The 16,763-nt window shown below is 67.1% G+C and carries 18 protein-coding genes and 1 pseudogene; 13 read left to right on the top strand and 6 right to left on the bottom strand.

The window, feature by feature from the left end; genetic code table 11:
* The first annotated feature begins 13 nt into the window (after positions 1-13).
* Both ACVWZ7_RS11155 and ACVWZ7_RS11150 read left to right on the top strand, forming a co-directional pair.
* The gene (locus tag ACVWZ7_RS11155) at positions 14-1,546 is read left to right on the top strand and encodes an APC family permease (protein ID WP_456509099.1); all 1,533 of its coding nucleotides are present in this window, start codon (positions 14-16) and stop codon (positions 1,544-1,546) included.
* 120 nt (positions 1,547-1,666) lie between these two features.
* Entirely contained in the window at positions 1,667-2,149 is a 483-nt protein-coding gene (locus ACVWZ7_RS11150) for a pyridoxamine 5'-phosphate oxidase family protein (RefSeq protein WP_456507882.1), read from the top strand.
* 48 nt (positions 2,150-2,197) lie between these two features.
* Here the strand turns inward: ACVWZ7_RS11150 and ACVWZ7_RS11145 are convergent, their stop codons facing one another.
* A complete protein-coding gene (locus ACVWZ7_RS11145; protein WP_456507881.1) occupies positions 2,198-2,836 on the bottom strand; it encodes an NADPH-dependent F420 reductase in 639 nt (212 codons plus the stop codon).
* A gap of 52 nt (positions 2,837-2,888) precedes the next feature.
* The gene (locus ACVWZ7_RS11140) at positions 2,889-3,524 is read right to left on the bottom strand and encodes a hypothetical protein (protein WP_456507880.1); all 636 of its coding nucleotides are present in this window, start codon (positions 3,522-3,524) and stop codon (positions 2,889-2,891) included.
* Between the two features lie 207 nt (positions 3,525-3,731).
* Here ACVWZ7_RS11140 and ACVWZ7_RS11135 point away from each other — a divergent pair, with 207 nt between their 5' ends.
* Entirely contained in the window at positions 3,732-4,109 is a 378-nt protein-coding gene (locus tag ACVWZ7_RS11135; RefSeq protein ID WP_091248617.1) for a VOC family protein, read from the top strand.
* Positions 4,110-4,174: 65 nt separating this feature from the next.
* Here ACVWZ7_RS11135 and ACVWZ7_RS11130 read toward each other — a convergent pair.
* Positions 4,175-4,569 (bottom strand): annotated as a pseudogene (locus tag ACVWZ7_RS11130) (NADPH-dependent FMN reductase); the annotation flags it as partial.
* Positions 4,570-4,687: 118 nt separating this feature from the next.
* On the bottom strand, positions 4,688-5,092 hold the full coding sequence (locus ACVWZ7_RS11125) for a DUF5997 family protein (RefSeq protein WP_043479868.1): 405 nt from the start codon (positions 5,090-5,092) through the stop codon (positions 4,688-4,690).
* A 78-nt stretch (positions 5,093-5,170) separates the two neighbouring features.
* Between ACVWZ7_RS11125 and ACVWZ7_RS11120 the strand changes: the two genes are divergently transcribed.
* From ACVWZ7_RS11120 to ACVWZ7_RS11075, 10 genes are all read left to right on the top strand, one after another.
* The gene (locus tag ACVWZ7_RS11120) at positions 5,171-5,920 is read left to right on the top strand and encodes a LysR family substrate-binding domain-containing protein (protein WP_344365030.1); all 750 of its coding nucleotides are present in this window, start codon (positions 5,171-5,173) and stop codon (positions 5,918-5,920) included.
* A gap of 40 nt (positions 5,921-5,960) precedes the next feature.
* Entirely contained in the window at positions 5,961-6,281 is a 321-nt protein-coding gene (locus tag ACVWZ7_RS11115) for a DUF6221 family protein (protein WP_116766360.1), read from the top strand.
* Positions 6,282-6,411: 130 nt separating this feature from the next.
* On the top strand, positions 6,412-6,714 hold the full coding sequence (locus ACVWZ7_RS11110; protein WP_018775629.1) for an urease subunit gamma: 303 nt from the start codon (positions 6,412-6,414) through the stop codon (positions 6,712-6,714).
* A gap of 10 nt (positions 6,715-6,724) precedes the next feature.
* Positions 6,725-7,075, top strand: coding sequence for an urease subunit beta (locus ACVWZ7_RS11105; protein WP_344365034.1), 351 nt, complete (start codon positions 6,725-6,727; stop codon positions 7,073-7,075).
* Positions 7,072-8,856, top strand: coding sequence for an urease subunit alpha (gene ureC, locus ACVWZ7_RS11100; RefSeq protein WP_456507879.1), 1,785 nt, complete (start codon positions 7,072-7,074; stop codon positions 8,854-8,856). The genes ACVWZ7_RS11105 and ureC overlap by 4 nt, the downstream gene beginning before the upstream one ends.
* Before the next feature lie 19 nt (positions 8,857-8,875).
* A complete protein-coding gene (gene ureE / locus ACVWZ7_RS11095; protein WP_344365040.1) occupies positions 8,876-9,358 on the top strand; it encodes an urease accessory protein UreE in 483 nt (160 codons plus the stop codon).
* Positions 9,359-9,532: 174 nt separating this feature from the next.
* The gene (locus ACVWZ7_RS11090) at positions 9,533-10,201 is read left to right on the top strand and encodes an urease accessory protein UreF (RefSeq protein WP_456507878.1); all 669 of its coding nucleotides are present in this window, start codon (positions 9,533-9,535) and stop codon (positions 10,199-10,201) included.
* A 54-nt stretch (positions 10,202-10,255) separates the two neighbouring features.
* Positions 10,256-10,873, top strand: coding sequence for an urease accessory protein UreG (gene ureG / locus ACVWZ7_RS11085; protein WP_456507877.1), 618 nt, complete (start codon positions 10,256-10,258; stop codon positions 10,871-10,873).
* Between the two features lie 200 nt (positions 10,874-11,073).
* A complete protein-coding gene (locus ACVWZ7_RS11080) occupies positions 11,074-11,916 on the top strand; it encodes an urease accessory protein UreD (protein ID WP_456507876.1) in 843 nt (280 codons plus the stop codon).
* A 17-nt stretch (positions 11,917-11,933) separates the two neighbouring features.
* Positions 11,934-12,965, top strand: coding sequence for a HoxN/HupN/NixA family nickel/cobalt transporter (locus ACVWZ7_RS11075; protein WP_344365316.1), 1,032 nt, complete (start codon positions 11,934-11,936; stop codon positions 12,963-12,965).
* 53 nt (positions 12,966-13,018) lie between these two features.
* On the opposite strand, the gene ACVWZ7_RS11070 is transcribed toward ACVWZ7_RS11075, so the two are convergent.
* Together ACVWZ7_RS11070 and ACVWZ7_RS11065 are read right to left on the bottom strand one after the other, a co-directional pair.
* Positions 13,019-15,184 (bottom strand): alpha-galactosidase, encoded by a 2,166-nt coding sequence (locus tag ACVWZ7_RS11070; RefSeq protein ID WP_344365048.1) that lies wholly within the window; start codon positions 15,182-15,184, stop codon positions 13,019-13,021.
* Between the two features lie 155 nt (positions 15,185-15,339).
* Complete coding sequence (locus ACVWZ7_RS11065) at positions 15,340-16,698, bottom strand: ABC transporter substrate-binding protein (protein ID WP_116766370.1); 1,359 nt, start codon at positions 16,696-16,698, stop codon at positions 15,340-15,342.
* Positions 16,699-16,763: the final 65 nt, after the last annotated feature.

Raw genomic sequence — 16,763 nt, 5'->3', positions numbered from 1 at the left:
CGCCGACCACGCGATGTCCAATACGTCGCAAACCGGACAGCACCCCGGACAGAACCCCGAAGACCAGCACGGACTCAGCGAGAAGGGCCTGAAAGCAGGCTCGGTGGGCCTGATTGGCGCCGTTGTGATCGGCGTTTCCTGCATCGCCCCGGCGTATACCTTGACGGCGGCCCTGGGCCCCACCGTCGCCGAGGTCGGCGTGCACCTGCCGGCGATCTTCCTGGTGGGCTTCGTCCCGATGCTGCTCGTGGCGTTCGGCTACCGCGAGCTGAACAACGCCATGCCCGACGCCGGCACCTCCTTCACGTGGGCCTCGCGGGCCTTTGGCCCGTGGCTTGGCTGGATGGGCGGCTGGGGGCTCGTTGCGGCGACCATCATCGTGCTCTCGAATCTGGCCGCCGTCGCGGTGGACTTCTTCTACCTGATGCTGGGGCAGATCTTCGGCAATCCGGACCTCGCCGATCTCACCAAGAACCTGCCGCTGAATATCGCCACCACGCTGGTGTTCATTACGCTCGCGTGCTGGATCTCGTACCGCGGCATGGAAACCACCAAGACGGTCCAGTACGTGCTCGTGGGATTCCAGCTACTGGTGCTCGGCTGGTTCGCCGTGGCTGCGTTCAGCCACGTCGCCAACGGAACCGCTTTTGACGCCACGGCCATCGCGCCGGACTGGTTCAACCCCTTCGCGGTCGAATCCTTTTCCGCCTTTGCCGCCGGCGTTTCGCTGTCCATCTTCATTTACTGGGGCTGGGACGTCACGCTGACCATGAATGAGGAGACCAAGAACCCGGAAAAGACCCCGGGCCGCGCCGCTACCGTCACCGTGCTGGTCATCGTGATCATCTACATGACCGTTGCCCTGGCCACGCTGTCGTACGCCGGAATCGGTACGGAAGGCCTGGGCGCCGGCAACCCGGAGAACCAGGGCAGCATCTTCGCCGTCCTCGCGGGACCCGTGATGGGCCCCTTCGCCATCCTGATGTCCCTGGCCATCCTCAGCAGCTCGGCCGCGTCACTGCAGTCCACCTTCGTCTCGCCCGCGCGGACCCTGCTGTCGATGGGCCACTACAAGGCCCTTCCGAAGAAGTTCAGCAGGATCAGCCCCACGCACAAGTCGCCGAGCTATGCCACGATCGCCTCGGCCGTGGCGGCCGCCGCGTTTTACGTCATTACCCGCACGACGTCGGAGAACGCGCTGTGGGACACCATCACGGCCCTGGGCATGATGATCTGCTTCTACTACGGCATCACCGCGCTGGCCTGTGTCTGGTTCTTCCGCGCCGAGGCGTTCAGCGGAGCGCATGCGTTCTTCTTCAAGTTCCTCGCGCCCCTCCTGGGCGGCGTCATCCTGCTGGTCATGTTCTTTAAGACCGCCTACGACTCCATGGATCCGGCATACGGTTCAGGCTCCTCGATCGGCGGTCTGGGACTGGTCTTCATCCTTGGCATGGGCGTCATCCTGCTGGGCGTGGTGCTCATGCTGGTCATGGCCAAGGTGCGGCCCGAGTTCTTCAAGGGCGAGGTCCTGTCCCGGGGAAATTGAGTCCGCGGCCTGTTCCGGTCAGAGAGGTCCCCATCCGGCAGCCCTTGGAAAGTAAGCACACTTACCAATAAGCTGTCCGGAGGGGGACCTTCCTCCGTGGAACGAGAACGAGGTGAGAGCATGTCGGATGCCGCCAGCATCAGTAAAGTCACGGACATCATCAACGATTCGCACATCGGAATGTTCACCACCATCAGCGAAGAAGGCGCGCTCGTCAGCCGGCCGCTGGCCGTCCAGGAGGTCAAGGACGACGGCGACATGTGGTTCTTCACGTCGGCGACCACCTCGCAGGTGGCCCACATCCGGGCGAACCCGGCCGTGAACGTTTCCTTCGGCAAGCGCACCGAATGGGTCTCCGTTGCCGGGACCGCCGAAGTCGTGACCGACCTGCAGCTGATCCATGACATGTGGAACCAGGTGGTGGAGGCCTGGTTCCCGGACGGACCGGACACCCCGGAGGTGGTTCTGCTGCACGTCGACTCGGACTCCGCCGAGTACTGGACCAGCCCGGGCGGCACAGCGGCCACCGCGCTGCAGTGGATCAAGTCCAAGGTCACCAACGGCCGCATGAGCGTCGGCGAGAGCGCAACCGTAGAGCTGTAGCGTGCCGGACCGGGCCGGCGGGGAATCCGGGCTGCTGCCGGCCGATTCCTAGTCGATGATTTTCAGGCCGGTGCCCCAGTTGAAGTCGGGATACGCGGGGTTGGCCTGCAGCGCCATGATCAGCAGCTGGAAGCCTTCGAGCTCGCGGGCGTGGCGCAGTCCGCCGACCTGGAGCGGACGCAGCCCTGCGGCCTCGGCGAAGGCTGCGACCTCGTTGCGGGCCTGTTCCGAGTCCGAGGCGATGAAGACATCCAGCGGCATGCCGCCGGTGGTCCCGGCGCCGAGCGTGCCGGCGAAGGTGGTGTTGAACGCTTTCACCACCCGTGCGCCTGGTAGCAGCGCGGCAATTTCTTCGGCCGCTGACGTCCCCGGGCCGACCACCAGGGAATCAAAAGTTTCGGTGTCGATCGGATTGCTGATCTCCACGACCGTCTTGCCGCTGAGCGTGTCGCCGAAATGCGTGGCAACTTCCTTCGCGGGGCCGAAGTAGAGCGCCAGGACGACGATGTCGCCCTCGGGAACCTCGCTCAGGCCGCCGGAGGTGGTGGTGCCGCCAAGTTCAGCAGCGAGCTTGGCGGCATTCTCCGGCGTCCGGTCCAGAACCTGGACGGAGCGGCCGGCGGCGACGGCCCGGGTTCCGATCGCCCGTGCCATATTTCCGCTGCCGATGATCGTGATGTCAGTCATGGTGGTTCCTTCCGAGGTTGGGCGGGAACTGCGGAATCAGCAATTCCGGAGGTCAGCTGTGGGCGCGGTCCGGTCCGTGGAGCCCCGCGGGGTTGACGCCGGCCGCGCGTTCAGCGGCAGCCAGGGCACGTTCCAGCTGGTCCACTGCCGGAGCGTACGCCGTGTCAGCCGAGCCGCGGTCCGTGCGGCCGCCGGGACGGCCGGCGGCCTTGATGGCCCGGATCAGGGCGGCCGTTTCCGGCTGCCGGGGATCGCTCATCGCCGGGTAGTCAATCGAGTACCCGGGATCGAGCTCGTAGCGTTGCCACCGGGCGAGGGCGTTCTTGTGCCGCTCAGCAGCGGCCTCATTCATGAGCCGAGTCTTCCGGCCTGCCCGGCGCGATTCCTGCCGGCGGAGCAGCCGGGGAGCGGCCGCAAAAGCCGCCAGGGCCGTCACGGCGGCCAGCATGCCGAGCGCCAGGCCTGCCCAGGGCCACGTGAAGCAGGCGATCAGGACGGCGGGAACCACAACGGCGAGTCCGGCGAAAACGTCCCAAAATGCGCCGTCTGCGCCCTCTGAGCGTCCCTCGCCGGCTGCCAGGTGCTTGCGGGCCAGGTACATCGAGACGGATGCCGCCCCGGCAACCACGAGCGCAAGGGCCAGGAACTGCCCGGCCGCGAGGGCACCGGATTGTGAGAGCGACGTCATTGCACACCTCCGGCGGAACCGTCCCGGACGGGCGCTATTCCGCTAGTTCCATTGGAATCCCTCGCGGCGGGGCCGTCAATGGCCGTTCGACCCTGCCGGACAGCCGGCAGGACCCCCGCCGGCGAGCCGGGGACGGCCGCCGCTGAGGCAGTCACGGAGGCCGCGCCACGGTTCCTTCAGGGGTACTCCCGGCGTACCCTAGGGGCCATGCGACTGAAAATGTGCAGTATCCACGTCAAGGACCCGGCCTCGGCCCATGAGTTCTACACCGGCATCCTGGGCTTTGAAACGCTGATGGCCATGCCGGAGCACAACCTCTTCATCGTTAAGGATCCGGACGGGGCCGGCGGCGCCGGACTGCTGCTGGAGCCCAGTGACAACCCGATCGGGGCCGCCTACATGAACGGCCTGCACGACGCCGGAATTCCGGCGATCGTCTTTGGCGTGCCCGACGTGCGCGCCGAATATGCCCGGCTGGCGGCCAAGGGCGTGATGTTCCAGGCGGAGCCGTCCGAGGGCCCCGGCGGGACCACCGCAGTGTTGGATGACGGCTGCGGCAACTACGTGCAGCTGCACCAGGACTAGCCACCCCAGGACCGGCCGCATTAGGTTCGGCGGGAGGGCCCAGGATCAGCCCCACTCAAGTCATATCAGCGGCTCACTTTGTCCTTGTCCGGGTGCTCGTCGCCGATATGGCCGGGCGCGGTGGCGGCCAGGACCCGCTCCACGAAGGAGGCATACTCCTCCATGTAGTGGCGCAGCAGCTTGGCCGTGGCCTCGTCTTTGACCTCGCCGTCCTCGCCGTAGACCTCCGGAGCGAGGCCTGCATCACGGCCGTGCCGATGCCGCCGGGGGAGGCGCCGATGATCCCGGTCGGCTTGCGGGAGAAGGAGTTGGTGCCCGAGGGCCGGGATCCCCAGTCGATGGCGTTCTTGAGCGCCCCGGGAATGGACCGGTTGTATTCGGGCGAGACAAACAGGATGCCGTCGGACGCGGCGATTGCCATGGCCTGTTTGCTTCCCGATGCTCCGCTGGTGGCTGGTGGCTGGTGGCTGGTGGATGGGAAGCGAACATGGGGATCGGACCGGCGGTCCCGACTCACCCCGCGAGCATAGTCCTGCGTCCGCGCGATGAAGATAGAAACCGGGATGAGCCCTCCGCCGCTATTCGGCCTTGGCGCGGGCCTTTTTGGCGTCCTTCTTGGCGGCCTCGTCCTTGACCCGCTGGGCCTCGGCGCGGACGGCGGCGTGGGTGGAGCGTTCGGCGACCAGCCACGCGGGGGGAGCCTGCAGCAGCGCGGTGATTTCCGCCGTCGTCAGCGCTTCCTCAACGCCGCCGCGGGCCAGGCCGCTGATGGAGACGTTGAGCTTTTGCGCGACCACCGGGCGGGGGTGCGGGCCGTTGCGGCGCAGTTCCGCGAGCCACTCCGGCGGGTTGGCCTGGAGCTCGGCGAAATCGGCGCGGGTGATGACCGAATCCTGGAACTCCTGGGGTGTTGCGGGCAGGTAGATGCCAAGCTTCTTGGCAACGGTGGCCGGCTTCATGGACTGGGAGTTTGCAGAGGTCATGCTTCAAGGGTATCCGGCCAGAGGCTGACCGGGCACCGGCACTGAGGCCTGCACGAGCCCGGGCGGTACTGTGAACATGTGTCCGCAGCCGATGAAACACCCCAGACCCCCGACGAAACCGCCGTCCCGGCCGAAGCAGCAGCGCGGGAGCTGCGCTTCGCGTACGTCGCCGGCGTCACGCCCGGAAAATGGATCCGGCGCTGGGAGGAACGGATGCCCGATGTTCCGTTGCACTCCTTTATGTCCGACGACGGCGCCCAGCTCGCCGTGCTCCGCGACGGTTCCGCGGACCTGAGCTTCGTCCGGTTGCCGGTGGAACGCGACGGCCTCAGTGTGATCCCGCTGTACGAGGAACAGCCGGTGGTGGTGGCACCCAAGGGACACGAGATCTCGGTGTTCGAGGAAGTGGACCTGGCGGACCTCTCCAAGGAGACCTTCCTTGACGTGCAGGAACTTGGCGGCGCCGCGATGGCCCTGCAGGTGGTGGCGACCGGTGCCGGGCTGGTGATCCTGCCGATGTCCGTGGCCCGGCACTTCAATGTTAAAGACACCGTGGCCCGGAAACTCACCGGTGCGCCCGTCACGGAGATCGCCCTGGCGTGGCCCAGCGACTCCACGGATGAGGTGATCGAGGAATTCATCGGGATTGTCCGCGGGCGAACCGCGGCGAGCTCCCGCCAGCCCTCGGCGCAGCAGGAAAAGCCCAAGCGGGAGCCCAAGCCGGACCGGCGCGGCCCCGCGGTCAAGAAACCCAAGGTGGCCCAGCGGTACGCGCCGAACCCGGACAAGGGCCGCGGCAAGGGATCCCGGAAAAAGGGCAAACGCTAGGGCGTAGCCGAGTGAGGGCCGGCACGCATAGGCTCGGTCCGTGGACATCGTCGAATTCCTGACCGCACGGATAAGAGAAGACGAAGCTGCCGCCCTGAAGCTGCTCGGCGACCCCACCCTGGCCGTTTCCGGCGAGTGGTACGAACGCCGCCTGCTTCGCGAGTGCGAGGCCAAACGCCGGCTGATCGACATCATTGAATCCGCCCGGCAGTCCGTCCTGGCGGCGCTGGTCAGCCAGGAACTGGCCGACGCCGGATGGGTGCCGGACGTGATCGAATGGACCACCCTGTCCTTGAACACCCTGGCCCTGCCGTACGCCGACCACCCCGAATTCCAGGCCCGCTGGCGGACCCCCGGGTAGGGATGCGGAATCCGTGCCGGACGCCGGCGCATGTGACGCCGGAAACACGCGGGAAATCTTCCCGGCCTACGCTGGTCACACCGCAGCATCCGCGGTCCGCCAGCCGGCCGGTTCTTGAAGGGATTCCGTCATGCACTTATTGCCCCGTGAGCAGGAAAAACTCATGATCGTGGTCGCGGCGGACCTCGCCCGGCGCCGCCAGGCACGCGGCCTGAAGCTGAACTTCCCCGAGGCCGTCGCCGTCATTAGCTATGAACTGATCGAGGGCGCCCGGGACGGCCGGACCGTGGCAGAGCTCATGAGTTACGGAACCACCCTCCTGGGTCGCGACGACGTCATGGAGGGCGTGCCGGAAATGATCCACGACGTCCAGATCGAGGCCACCTTCCCGGACGGCACCAAGCTCGTCACCGTCCACGATCCCATCCGCTAGGAGAGCCCTGATGATTCCCGGAGAATACGTTCTCGGCACCGCGCCGCTGACGATCAATGCCGGCCGCGAGGCGGTTGACGTCGCCGTGACCAACACCGGTGACCGGCCCGTCCAGGTGGGCTCGCACTACCACTTTGCCGAAGCGAACGCCGCGCTGCAGTTCGACCGGCAGGCCGCCTACGGCCGCCGCCTGGACATTCCGGCCGGCACCGCCGCACGGTTCGAACCGGGGGACAGCAGGACCGTCCGGCTGATCGAACTCGCGGGCCGCCGTGAGGTGTACGGCCTCAGCAACGCCGTCAATGGCAGACTCCGCGAGACAGGACTCCACGTTTCCGAGGGGACAGGTGACGCACAGTGAGTTTCGAATTGTCCCGCAGGCAGTACGCGGACCTCTACGGCCCGACGACTGGCGACTCCATCCGCCTGGCCGACACCGATCTGTTCCTTGAGATCGAGAATGACCTCACCGTCTACGGCGAGGAAGTGGTGTTCGGCGGCGGCAAGGTGATCCGCGACGGCATGGGCCAGAACGGCCAACTGACCCGGGACGGGGACGACAGTACTGGTTTCGGCAGTGTTGGTTCCAGCGGCGGAGTTCCGGACACCGTGATCACGAACGTCGTGGTGCTGGACTACACCGGCATCTACAAGGCCGACGTCGCGCTCCGGGACGGCCACATCTTCCGGATCGGCAAGGCAGGCAACCCGCAGATCACTGACGGCGTGGACATCGTGATCGGTGCCAGCACCGAGATCATTGCCGGCGAACGGAAGATCCTGACCGCCGGCGGCGTGGACTCCCACATCCACTTCATCTCCCCGGACCAGGTCCCCGCCGCCCTGTGCAGCGGGGTGACCACGATGGTGGGCGGCGGCACCGGCCCCGCCGAAGGCACCAAGGCCACCACGGTCACGCCCGGGAAATGGCACATCCAGCGGATGCTGCAGGCCGCCGAAGGGCTGCCGATCAACATCGGCCTGTTCGGCAAGGGGCACGCGTCCGCCGTCGAACCCCTGGCCGAACAAATCCGCGCCGGCGCGATCGGGCTGAAAGTCCATGAGGACTGGGGCTCCACCACCTCCTCGATCGACACCTCGCTGCAGGTCGCGGACCAGTACGACGTCCAGGTGGCCATCCACACCGACACCCTGAACGAGTGCGGCTTCGTGGAGGACACCATCCGGGCCATCGACGGCCGCGTGATCCACACCTTCCACACCGAGGGCGCCGGCGGTGGCCACGCCCCGGACATCATCAAGATCGCCGGGCTGCCCAACGTGCTGCCGGCCTCCACGAACCCCACGCTGCCGTACACGCGCAACACGATCGAAGAGCACCTGGACATGCTCATGGTGTGCCACCACCTGAACCCGGACATCCCGGAGGACGTGGCGTTCGCGGACTCCCGCATCCGCGCCGAAACCATCGCCGCCGAGGACGTCCTGCAGGACCTGGGTATCTTCGCGATCACGTCCTCGGACTCCCAGGCCATGGGCCGGGTGGGTGAGGTCATCATCCGCACCTGGCAAGTGGCGGACAAGATGAAGAAGCAGCGCGGCGTGTTGAAGGATCCTGACGGTGGCGTGCACGGTGCGGCGTCCGGTCTGGGCGCGGAGAGCGACAACTTCCGGTTGAAGCGGTACGTGGCGAAATACACCATCAACCCGGCCATCGCGCAGGGCATGGCCGATTCCATCGGCTCCGTGGAGGTCGGCAAGTTCGCGGACCTCGTGCTGTGGGATCCTGCGTTCTTCGGAGTCAAACCGGAGCTGGTTCTCAAGGGCGGCCAGATCGCCTACGCCCTCATGGGGGACGCCAACGCCTCCATCCCCACCCCGCAGCCGCGCACCATGCGGCCGATGTTTGCCGCCAACGGCAAGGCACTCCAGCAGTCCTCCATCACCTTCCTGTCCCAGGCAGCCATAGAGGCCGGGGTCCCGGAAGAACTCGGACTGGAGAAGGTCATCCGGCCGGTGTCCGGCATCCGCAGCCTGACCAAGGCGGACCTGAAGTACAACGGCGCCACCCCGGAGATCGAGGTGGACCCGGAAACGTACAAGGTGACGGTCGACGGCGAGGACGTCACGTGCGAACCGTCGGACGTCCTGCCCATGGCGCAGCGCTACTTCCTTTTCTAGGCTTCCAGAGGAGACGAACATGATCATCGAAAAGATCCTCGGCAACACACACGACCTTCCTCCCGGGCCGGACCCGTACGCCGGGCTGCACCAGGAAAAGGTCATCCTGCCCAGCGCCCAACTGGTCAAGCGCATCCAACGCGTCACCACCGACCACGGCAAAGAGTTGGGCCTGCGCCTCCCCTCCGGTTCCGGGGACCTGCGCGACGGCGACATCCTGCACGTGGCCGAGACCAACATGATCGTTGTCTCGGTGCTGCCCACCGACGTCCTGGTGATCGCCCCGCGCTCCATCCACGAGATGGGCGTGGTGGCGCACTCCCTGGGCAACCGGCACCTGCAGGCCCAGTTCTTCGATGCGTCCTCGGACTATGGGGCAGAGGTAATGGTGTGCCAGTACGACCACACCGTGGAGGACTATCTCAAACACGTCGGAGCGCCCTACGACCGACAGGAACGCGTGATGCCCGTCCCCTTCCGCCATGCCGAACATTCGCACTAGTTCCGCAGTTAAGCGGGTGGCGATTGGGTGCGCCACCCCGTATTGGGGGCCGTGCCCGTCCCCAGCCGCTCCCAACTCTCGCAAGCTCGAGTCGGGGCCCTCGCGGCAGTGGGCCCATCGCGGTGCCCGCCACGCCGCGGCCCCCTTCCCAGCTTCGCGCCTTCGGAGGCTGCCATGACGCGGTACCGGTTGGCATTGCAGCAGCTGACGGATTCTGCGTTGCCTACCGGGGCGTTTGCTCACTCTTTGGGGTTTGAGACGTATGTGGAGCGCGGGCTGGTGCACGATGAGGAGTCGTTTGGGGTGTGGCTGGCTGCGTTTGTGGGGCAGCAGCTGACCTATTCGGACGCATTGGCCATTCGGTTCCTCTATGAGGGCGTTGCTCTGGCTGAACTGGACGCGTTGTTGACCGCCCAGCTGTTGCCGCGGCAGATGCGCGAGGCCAGCACCAAGATGGGAACCCGGCTACTCGAGATTGGCGCGGAGGTCTTTCCTTCCCCTGAACTGGCGGAATACCGGGCGTGGGTGACTTCGGGCCGGGGCGCCGGCCACCAGCCGCTGGCGTTCGCGGTGATTGCCCGTTCCCTGGGAGTCCCGCTGCCCGAGGCCCTCGCCGCCTACCTGTTCGCCACGGTCACGTCGCTGACGCAAAACGCCGTCCGGGCGATCCCCCTGGGGCAGAACGCCGGCCAGCGGCTCCTGCGGAAGGCGGCCGACGACGTCGCTGCCGCGGCCGAGCGGGCCGTCCACCTCACGCCTGACGACTTCGGGGCCGTCAGCCCCGGATTGGAAATTTCGCAGATGCGGCACGAACGCCAGCGCGCCCGAATGTTCATGAGCTGAGCTGACCGAGCAGTACAAGTTGGTCCAATACAGGAAATATGTCTGGAGAAGAATATGTCTGAGCCCATCAAAATCGGCATCGGCGGCCCGGTGGGTGCCGGCAAGACCCAGCTCGTGGAGCGCCTCACCCGTCACATGAGCGGGGAAATCTCCATGGCGGCCATCACCAACGACATCTACACAATCGAGGACGCCAAGATCCTTGCCGCCAACGGGATCCTCCCGCTGGACCGGATCATCGGCGTCGAAACCGGCGGCTGCCCGCACACCGCCATCCGCGAGGACACCTCCATGAACACGGCGGCCATCGAGGAACTGAAGAAACGGCACCCGGACCTGCAGGTGATCTTTGTCGAATCCGGCGGCGACAACCTCTCCGCCACCTTCAGCCCGGAACTCGTGGACTTCTCGATCTACATCATCGACGTCGCCCAGGGCGAGAAGATCCCGCGCAAGGCCGGCCAGGGCATGATCAAGTCCGATCTCTTCATCATCAACAAGACCGACCTCGCACCCCACGTGGGCGCGGACCTCTCCGTCATGGAACGGGACTCCAAGGAATTCCGGGGCGAGAAACCGTTCTGCTTCACGAACCTCAAGACCGACGAAGGGCTGGAGCGCGTCATCGACTGGGTGCGGCGGGACGTCCTGATGCTCGACCTGGCGCCATGAGCGTTCTCGGGGTCAGTCCTGGCGACCTAACAGCTGAGGCGGCGAGGCCGGATTTTGGGGCCGCGGCGTGGCGGGCACCGCGGGGGGCCCACCGCCGCGAGGGCCCCGACTCGAGCTTGCGAGAGTTGGGAGCGGCTGGGGACGGGCACGGCCCCAAATCCGGTGAAGCCGCCGGAGCCGGCCAGAGCGCCCAAGAAAACATGGGAGAGCTCGAACTCGTCGTCACCAACCGTGCAGGACGTTCTGTGGCCACGCATCAGTACCATCGGGGGGCCTTGAGGGTTTTGCGGCCGCATTACTTGGATGGGTCCGGGCAGGTTTGTTATGTGCTCGTCAATCCCGGCGGGGCGTATTTGGGGGCTGACCTGTACGTGATTGACGTGGAGGTGGCGGACGGGGCGAAGCTGCTGCTCGCCACGCAGTCGGCCACCAAGATCTACCGGACTCCGGGGTCCTTTGCGGAGCAGCGGATGCGGCTGCGCCTGGGCGAGGGGGCGCGGCTGGAGTTCGCCCCGGACCAGGTGATTGCCTACCGGGAGGCCAGCTACCGGCAGAACACGCACGTGACGGTACGGCCGTCGTCGAGCCTCATCATGGCCGAAATCGTCACTCCCGGGTGGTCGCCGGACGGGGCCTCGTTCCGGTACGAGGAGCTGCGGCTGCGGACGGAGATCCGGGTTGAATCCGGGGATTCTGGTGGGGGCGAGAGCCGTGTGATGGTCCTGGACAACGTGCTCATCCGGCCGACCCTGAAGGATGTCACCGGTATGGCGTTCATGGAGGGCTTCAGCCATCTGGGATCGCTGATCGTGGTGGATCCGCGGGTGGACCAGGCCCTTGCCGACGAGCTGTACGAGATCACTGCGGGTTACGGGGCCCACACCGGCATTTCGCTCACGGCCACGGTGCTGGGAACGGCCGGGCTGGTGCTGAGGTCGCTCTCCAACAGCACGGAGGAACTGCGGCGCGTGACGGGAGCCGCCACTTCCTTGTTGCGGAAACGCTGGTACGGGCAGGATCCCCTGGACCTGAGGAAGTACTGATGGCCACGACCGCGCAGATGACGGCGTTGCATCGGCTTTACCGGGACCGGGCGAGCCTGCCGGTGAGGACCCGGCTGCTGGTGACCTTCGGTGCGGTGGCCGCACTTCACGCAGCCGCCGTCGTGCTCCTGGTGGCAGGAGCCGCCGGAGGCGGTCAGCCGCTGGGGATCGGGCTGGTCCTGACGGCCTACCTGGCCGGGGTGAAGCACAGCTACGACTGGGACCACCTCGCGGCGATCGATAACTCCACCCGGAAGTTCGCGGCCGAACACCGCGATCCGGTCAGCGTGGGCTTTGCGTTCAGCCTGGGCCACAGCTCCGTGGTGGTCCTCGCCGGGGTGCTCGTGGTGGCCGGTGCATCCCTGGTGGGGAGCTTCATGGCCGAGGGGAGCCCCGGGAACCTGCTGCTGGGGCTGATCGGCAGCGGGGTGTCGGGGCTGTTCCTGCTGGCGATGGGTGCCTTCAACGGCTCGGCGTTCCTCCGGACGCTCAAGGTTTACCGCGGCGCCCGGAATGGTGCACCGATCTCGCCTGAGGACCTGGCTGCGAAGGGCTTCGTGGCACGGCTGCTCGCCCGTCCGCTGGCCCGGGTCCGGCATCCCCGGAACATCTACGTGATCGGCTTCCTCTTCGGGCTGGGGTTCGATACCGCCACCACGATCGGGCTGCTGGTCATGGCGACGGCGGCCTCGCTGGCCGGCGTGTCCCCTTTCGCCCTACTGGCGCTCCCGCTGGCGTTTGCGGCAGCCATGACGCTGTGCGACACCGTCAACGGCGTGGCCATGATGCGGATGTACCGCTCGGCCCTGACGGACCCGCGCCGCAAACTCGGCTTCAATGCCGTCATCACGGGCATTTCAGCGGTGTCAGCCCTCTTCATCGCGGTGATCACCCTGGGCGGGGCCGTTCATGAGGCCTTCGGACTCGGGGACCCGCTGACCAGCTGGCTCGGGTCGGTGGACCTGGGCGACGCCGGGCTGCTGCTGGTGGCGCTGTTGATGTCCGTCTGGGCCGTAGCGTCGTTGCGCCGGCGGGCTCCCGGTGAGTGAGGCGCGGGGCTGACTGCAACCGCCGTGCCCCTCGGCCGGCAGCCCGCCGGTGCTCAGACGGCCTGGACGTGCAGGAGCAGGGCATGCTCCGGATTCAGGACCGGCAGGGGCAGGCCGACGTGCTGGAGGAAGGCGCCGGAGGCAACGGCCCCGTCTTCCAGCCATGCGGGCGGGCTGATCTGCGTGAAGGTGTGCGCGTAGTCGCCGTCAAGGGGGGTGGGCAGTTCGGCCCGGACACGATAGGTCCGCTTCGGATCAAGGCCCGGCAGTGAGGCCTGCCCGGGGACCTCTGCCGGGGCGGACGCCAGCGACACGGCCGCGAACAGGGCCTCGCCGGCGTCGTGCGCGACCACACCGTGGACGCTCAGGGTGGGCTCGCCGGTGTCCGCGTTCACGCGCTTGCCGGAGTGGATCAGTGCCCGGTGGCGCTTGTAGAGCGCAATCGCGCGGCGCAGCGTGGCCCGCTCGTCATCCGTGGCCGCGCGGATGTCCCACTCCATGCCGAAGTGGCCAAAGAGGGCCGTGATGGCGCGGAACGAGATGTCGTGGGTGCGTGCCGTGGTGTGCGAGGTGGTGGGGCCGATATGCGCTCCGACTAGTTCCGGCGGGAGGACCGCCTGGGTCCACCGCTGGATAGTCTGGCGCTCCAGGGCGTCGTTGCAGTCCGATGCCCACACGCGGTCGGTGCGCTGCAGGATGCCGAGGTCCACGCGTGCCCCGCCGGAGGAGCAGCTCTCGATCTCCACGTCCGGATGTGCTGCCTTGAGCGCGTCGAAGAGGCGGTAGGCAGCCAGCGTCTGCTCATGGACGGACGGGCGTCCGCCGCTCCCGTGCTCGGTGAGGTCGCGGTTCTGGTCCCATTTGAGGTAGGCGATGTCGTTCTCGCGCAGGAGGGCGTCGAGGCGGCCGTAGATGTACTGCCAGGCCTCCGGATTGGCGAGGTCCAGGACATGCTGGTGGCGCCAGGGCTGCGGGAGGCGGCCGCCGTCCTTGTGGGAAAGCGCCGACGGGCCCACGATCCAGTCCGGGTGTTCGCGGGCGACGTCGGAGTCCAGGTTGACCATCTCTGGCTCCACCCAGAGTCCAAACTCCATGCCGTGGGCGGTCACGGCGTCGATCAGCGGGGTCAGGCCCTTGGGCCACAGACCCTCGTCGACGTACCAGTCGCCCAGTCCTGCGTGGTCGTCGCGGCGGCCGCGGAACCAGCCGTCGTCGAGGACGAAGCGTTCCACGCCGAGCCCGGCGGCGGAGTCGGCGAGTTCCAGCAGGGGTTCGAGGCGGTGGTCGAAGTACACCGCCTCCCAGGTGTTGAGGACCACGGGGCGGAGCCGCCCGGACGTGGTGTCCACGTGTTGGGCCCGGGCGCGGAACCAGTCGTAGAAGGCCTCGGTGATGCCGTCCAGGCCGTGGCCGGAGTAGGCGGCGAAGAGCGACGGCGTCCGGTAGCTGGCGCCGGGGTGAAGCAGCACTTCGCCGGAGCCGAGCAGTTCCGCGGCGCCGAGCATCCGCCGGCCGTCGGCGAGGCTGTCGAGGTACTGCTCGTGGTTGCCGCTCCAGCCGAAGTGTGTGGCCCAGACCTGGCCTCGCCGGTTGGAGAAGCCGGCGGTGCCGGCGGCGACCAGGAGTGAGGAATCGTGGCCGGTGCGGCCGTGCCGGCCGGTGCGGACCCAGGTGCCCTGCTGGACGGCGTGCCGCTGCGGGTGGTTTTCCCGGCACCAGCGCCCGGTGAGGTCAAGCAGTTCCGTGGCATTCCGCGGTACCGGCAGTACTGCGGCGAGTTCCTCGAGCTGGTAGGCGGCCGTGCCGCTGTTGCTCAGGGTGTGCGCCAGCTCCAGGAGGCCGCCGGGGTGCAGGGTGAGCTCGGTGCTGACCTCCAGTCCGGCGTCGGAATCCCGCTGAATGATGAGGACGCCGCGGCCGCCGTCGCGCACGTCGGTTGAAACCACCCGCAGGGCCGGCGAGAAGTCCCGGCCGGGGACCCCGTCGGCGCTCCGGTACCCGCGGAGGCCGGGCCGACCGGCCCAGCCGGAGGAGGCCTGCGGCAGCAGTCCGGCGGTGACGGTGATGTCGAGGGCGGAGTGGGGGACGGGCCCGCGGAGGATCGCCAGATCGGGGAGGTGCTCCCCGAGGTCGGCACCCCAGTGGACGATCTCGGCCTCGCCGGAGTCGAAGGCCAGCAGGAGGCTGGTGCCGGCAGAACGCAGGTGCACGGGGTGCATGGGATTCGCTTTCAGTAGTGCGGAAGTCAGGTGCTGGTGCGCGGGATCCCGGACAGGGACCCCGCGCACCGGGCGCCGCCGTGGCGGGCGGCTGTGGCTTCAGAGGCTCACTTGTTGAACGGCTTACTTGTTGAACGGCTTACTTGTTGAACTGCCTACTTGTTGAACAGCGAGTTGACCTGGTCGTTGGCCTGCGAGAGGGAACTGGCTGGCTGCTTCCCGGAGACCACGGCGTCCATGGCCGGCTTCATGATGCCGTCCACCTTGGCCGCCTTGTCGGCGATCGGGAACAGGAAGGTGGTGCTCTCCTTGACCTGCTGGGTGAAGGGCGTCACGTCCACGCCCTTGGCCTTGAAGGCGGCTTCTGCCTTGTCCGAGGAGGACTTGATCGCGGGGAACACCACGGCCTTGGAGGCTACGACGTCCTGGCAGGCGGCGGAGCCCAGGTACTCGGCGAACTTCACGGCGGCAGCGGGCTTCTTCGTGCCGGCCCACACGGAGTCGGCCAGGCCGTTGAACATGGAGGACCGCTTGCCGTCGGGGCCGGTGGGGGTCGGGGCGATTCCGACGTCGACGCCCTTGTAGCCGGTGTACTGGCCGATCATCCACGACCCGTGGGCGTTGATGACAGACTTCCCGGCGGCGAAGGTGTCCGCCATGCTCGCACCGACGGTGGTTTCCAGTTTGGGCATGTAGCCCTTCTCCGCCAGCCCGGCGAACCAGGCGATGGATTCCTGGAACTTGGGGTCGTCGTAGTTGAAGTGGGTGCCCCACGGGTTCTTGTCCGTGTGGGTCCACCCGGTGGTGCCGGTAAGGTAGCTCCACTCGGTCTGGCCCTGGCCGGAGCCGGAGCTGTTCAGGCCGAGGCCGTAGACCTCAACCTTCGTCTTGTCGAAGCCGGGCTCGTCTCCGCGCTTGCCGTTCTTGTCCACGGTCAGGTGCGCGATCGCCTTTTCATAGGTGCCCCCGTCCTGCGGGTTCCAGGTCAGGGTTTTCATCTGTTCATCGCTGATTCCGGCGCCGGCGGCGAGCTTTTTGTTGTAGAAAAGCGAGATCGTGTCCCAGTCCTTGGGCAGGCCGTAGCGCTTGCCGTCCTCGCCGACCCAGAGATCGGCGAGACCCTTGTTGTACTGGGTGAGGTCGACGTGATCGTTCGCGACGGCGTCGTCCAGGGCCAGCAGCTGGCCGGTCTTGGCGAATTCGGGGTACTTGGCCAGGTGGTCGGTGAAGACGTCCGGGGCGGTGCCGGCGACAAAGCCGTTGGTCAGGGTGCTCCAGTAGTCGTCCCAGCCGCGCTGGGTGATCTTGACGGTGATGTCCGGGTTGGCCGTGTGGAAGTCATCGGCGCACTGCTGGTAGGCCGGGAGCTGGTTGGAGTCCCAGAGCCAGTAGCTGATCTCGCCCTTGGCTTGATCGCCGGAGGCACCTGAGGCCTCTCCGCCGCTTCCGCAGGCGGAGAGGGCGAGGACAGCGGCGGCCGCGGCGGCGAGGGCGCCGACTGCTTTCTTGTTCATGGGGGTCCTTTCGGGACGGTATTTTCGGGAAGGCGCTTTAGGGACGGGCTTTTGGGATGCGGGTG

This window comes from Arthrobacter sp. TE12232 (assembly GCF_054062615.1).
This window is presented reverse-complemented; position numbering and strand designations above follow the sequence as displayed.

Coding starts and splice junctions, on each gene's coding strand:
- ACVWZ7_RS11065 (WP_116766370.1), bottom strand. CDS start 16,698: ATGAACAAGAAAGCAGTCGGCGCCCTCGCCGCCGCGGCCGCCGCTGTC.
- ACVWZ7_RS11070 (WP_344365048.1), bottom strand. CDS start 15,184: ATGCACCCCGTGCACCTGCGTTCTGCCGGCACCAGCCTCCTGCTGGCC.
- ACVWZ7_RS11105 (WP_344365034.1), top strand. CDS start 6,725: ATGATTCCCGGAGAATACGTTCTCGGCACCGCGCCGCTGACGATCAAT.
- ACVWZ7_RS11150 (WP_456507882.1), top strand. CDS start 1,667: ATGTCGGATGCCGCCAGCATCAGTAAAGTCACGGACATCATCAACGAT.
- ACVWZ7_RS11125 (WP_043479868.1), bottom strand. CDS start 5,092: ATGACCTCTGCAAACTCCCAGTCCATGAAGCCGGCCACCGTTGCCAAG.
- ACVWZ7_RS11080 (WP_456507876.1), top strand. CDS start 11,074: ATGGGAGAGCTCGAACTCGTCGTCACCAACCGTGCAGGACGTTCTGTG.
- ACVWZ7_RS11135 (WP_091248617.1), top strand. CDS start 3,732: ATGCGACTGAAAATGTGCAGTATCCACGTCAAGGACCCGGCCTCGGCC.
- ACVWZ7_RS11155 (WP_456509099.1), top strand. CDS start 14: ATGTCCAATACGTCGCAAACCGGACAGCACCCCGGACAGAACCCCGAA.
- ACVWZ7_RS11075 (WP_344365316.1), top strand. CDS start 11,934: ATGACGGCGTTGCATCGGCTTTACCGGGACCGGGCGAGCCTGCCGGTG.
- ACVWZ7_RS11090 (WP_456507878.1), top strand. CDS start 9,533: ATGACGCGGTACCGGTTGGCATTGCAGCAGCTGACGGATTCTGCGTTG.
- ureG (WP_456507877.1), top strand. CDS start 10,256: ATGTCTGAGCCCATCAAAATCGGCATCGGCGGCCCGGTGGGTGCCGGC.
- ACVWZ7_RS11110 (WP_018775629.1), top strand. CDS start 6,412: ATGCACTTATTGCCCCGTGAGCAGGAAAAACTCATGATCGTGGTCGCG.
- ACVWZ7_RS11140 (WP_456507880.1), bottom strand. CDS start 3,524: ATGACGTCGCTCTCACAATCCGGTGCCCTCGCGGCCGGGCAGTTCCTG.
- ureE (WP_344365040.1), top strand. CDS start 8,876: ATGATCATCGAAAAGATCCTCGGCAACACACACGACCTTCCTCCCGGG.
- ACVWZ7_RS11145 (WP_456507881.1), bottom strand. CDS start 2,836: ATGACTGACATCACGATCATCGGCAGCGGAAATATGGCACGGGCGATC.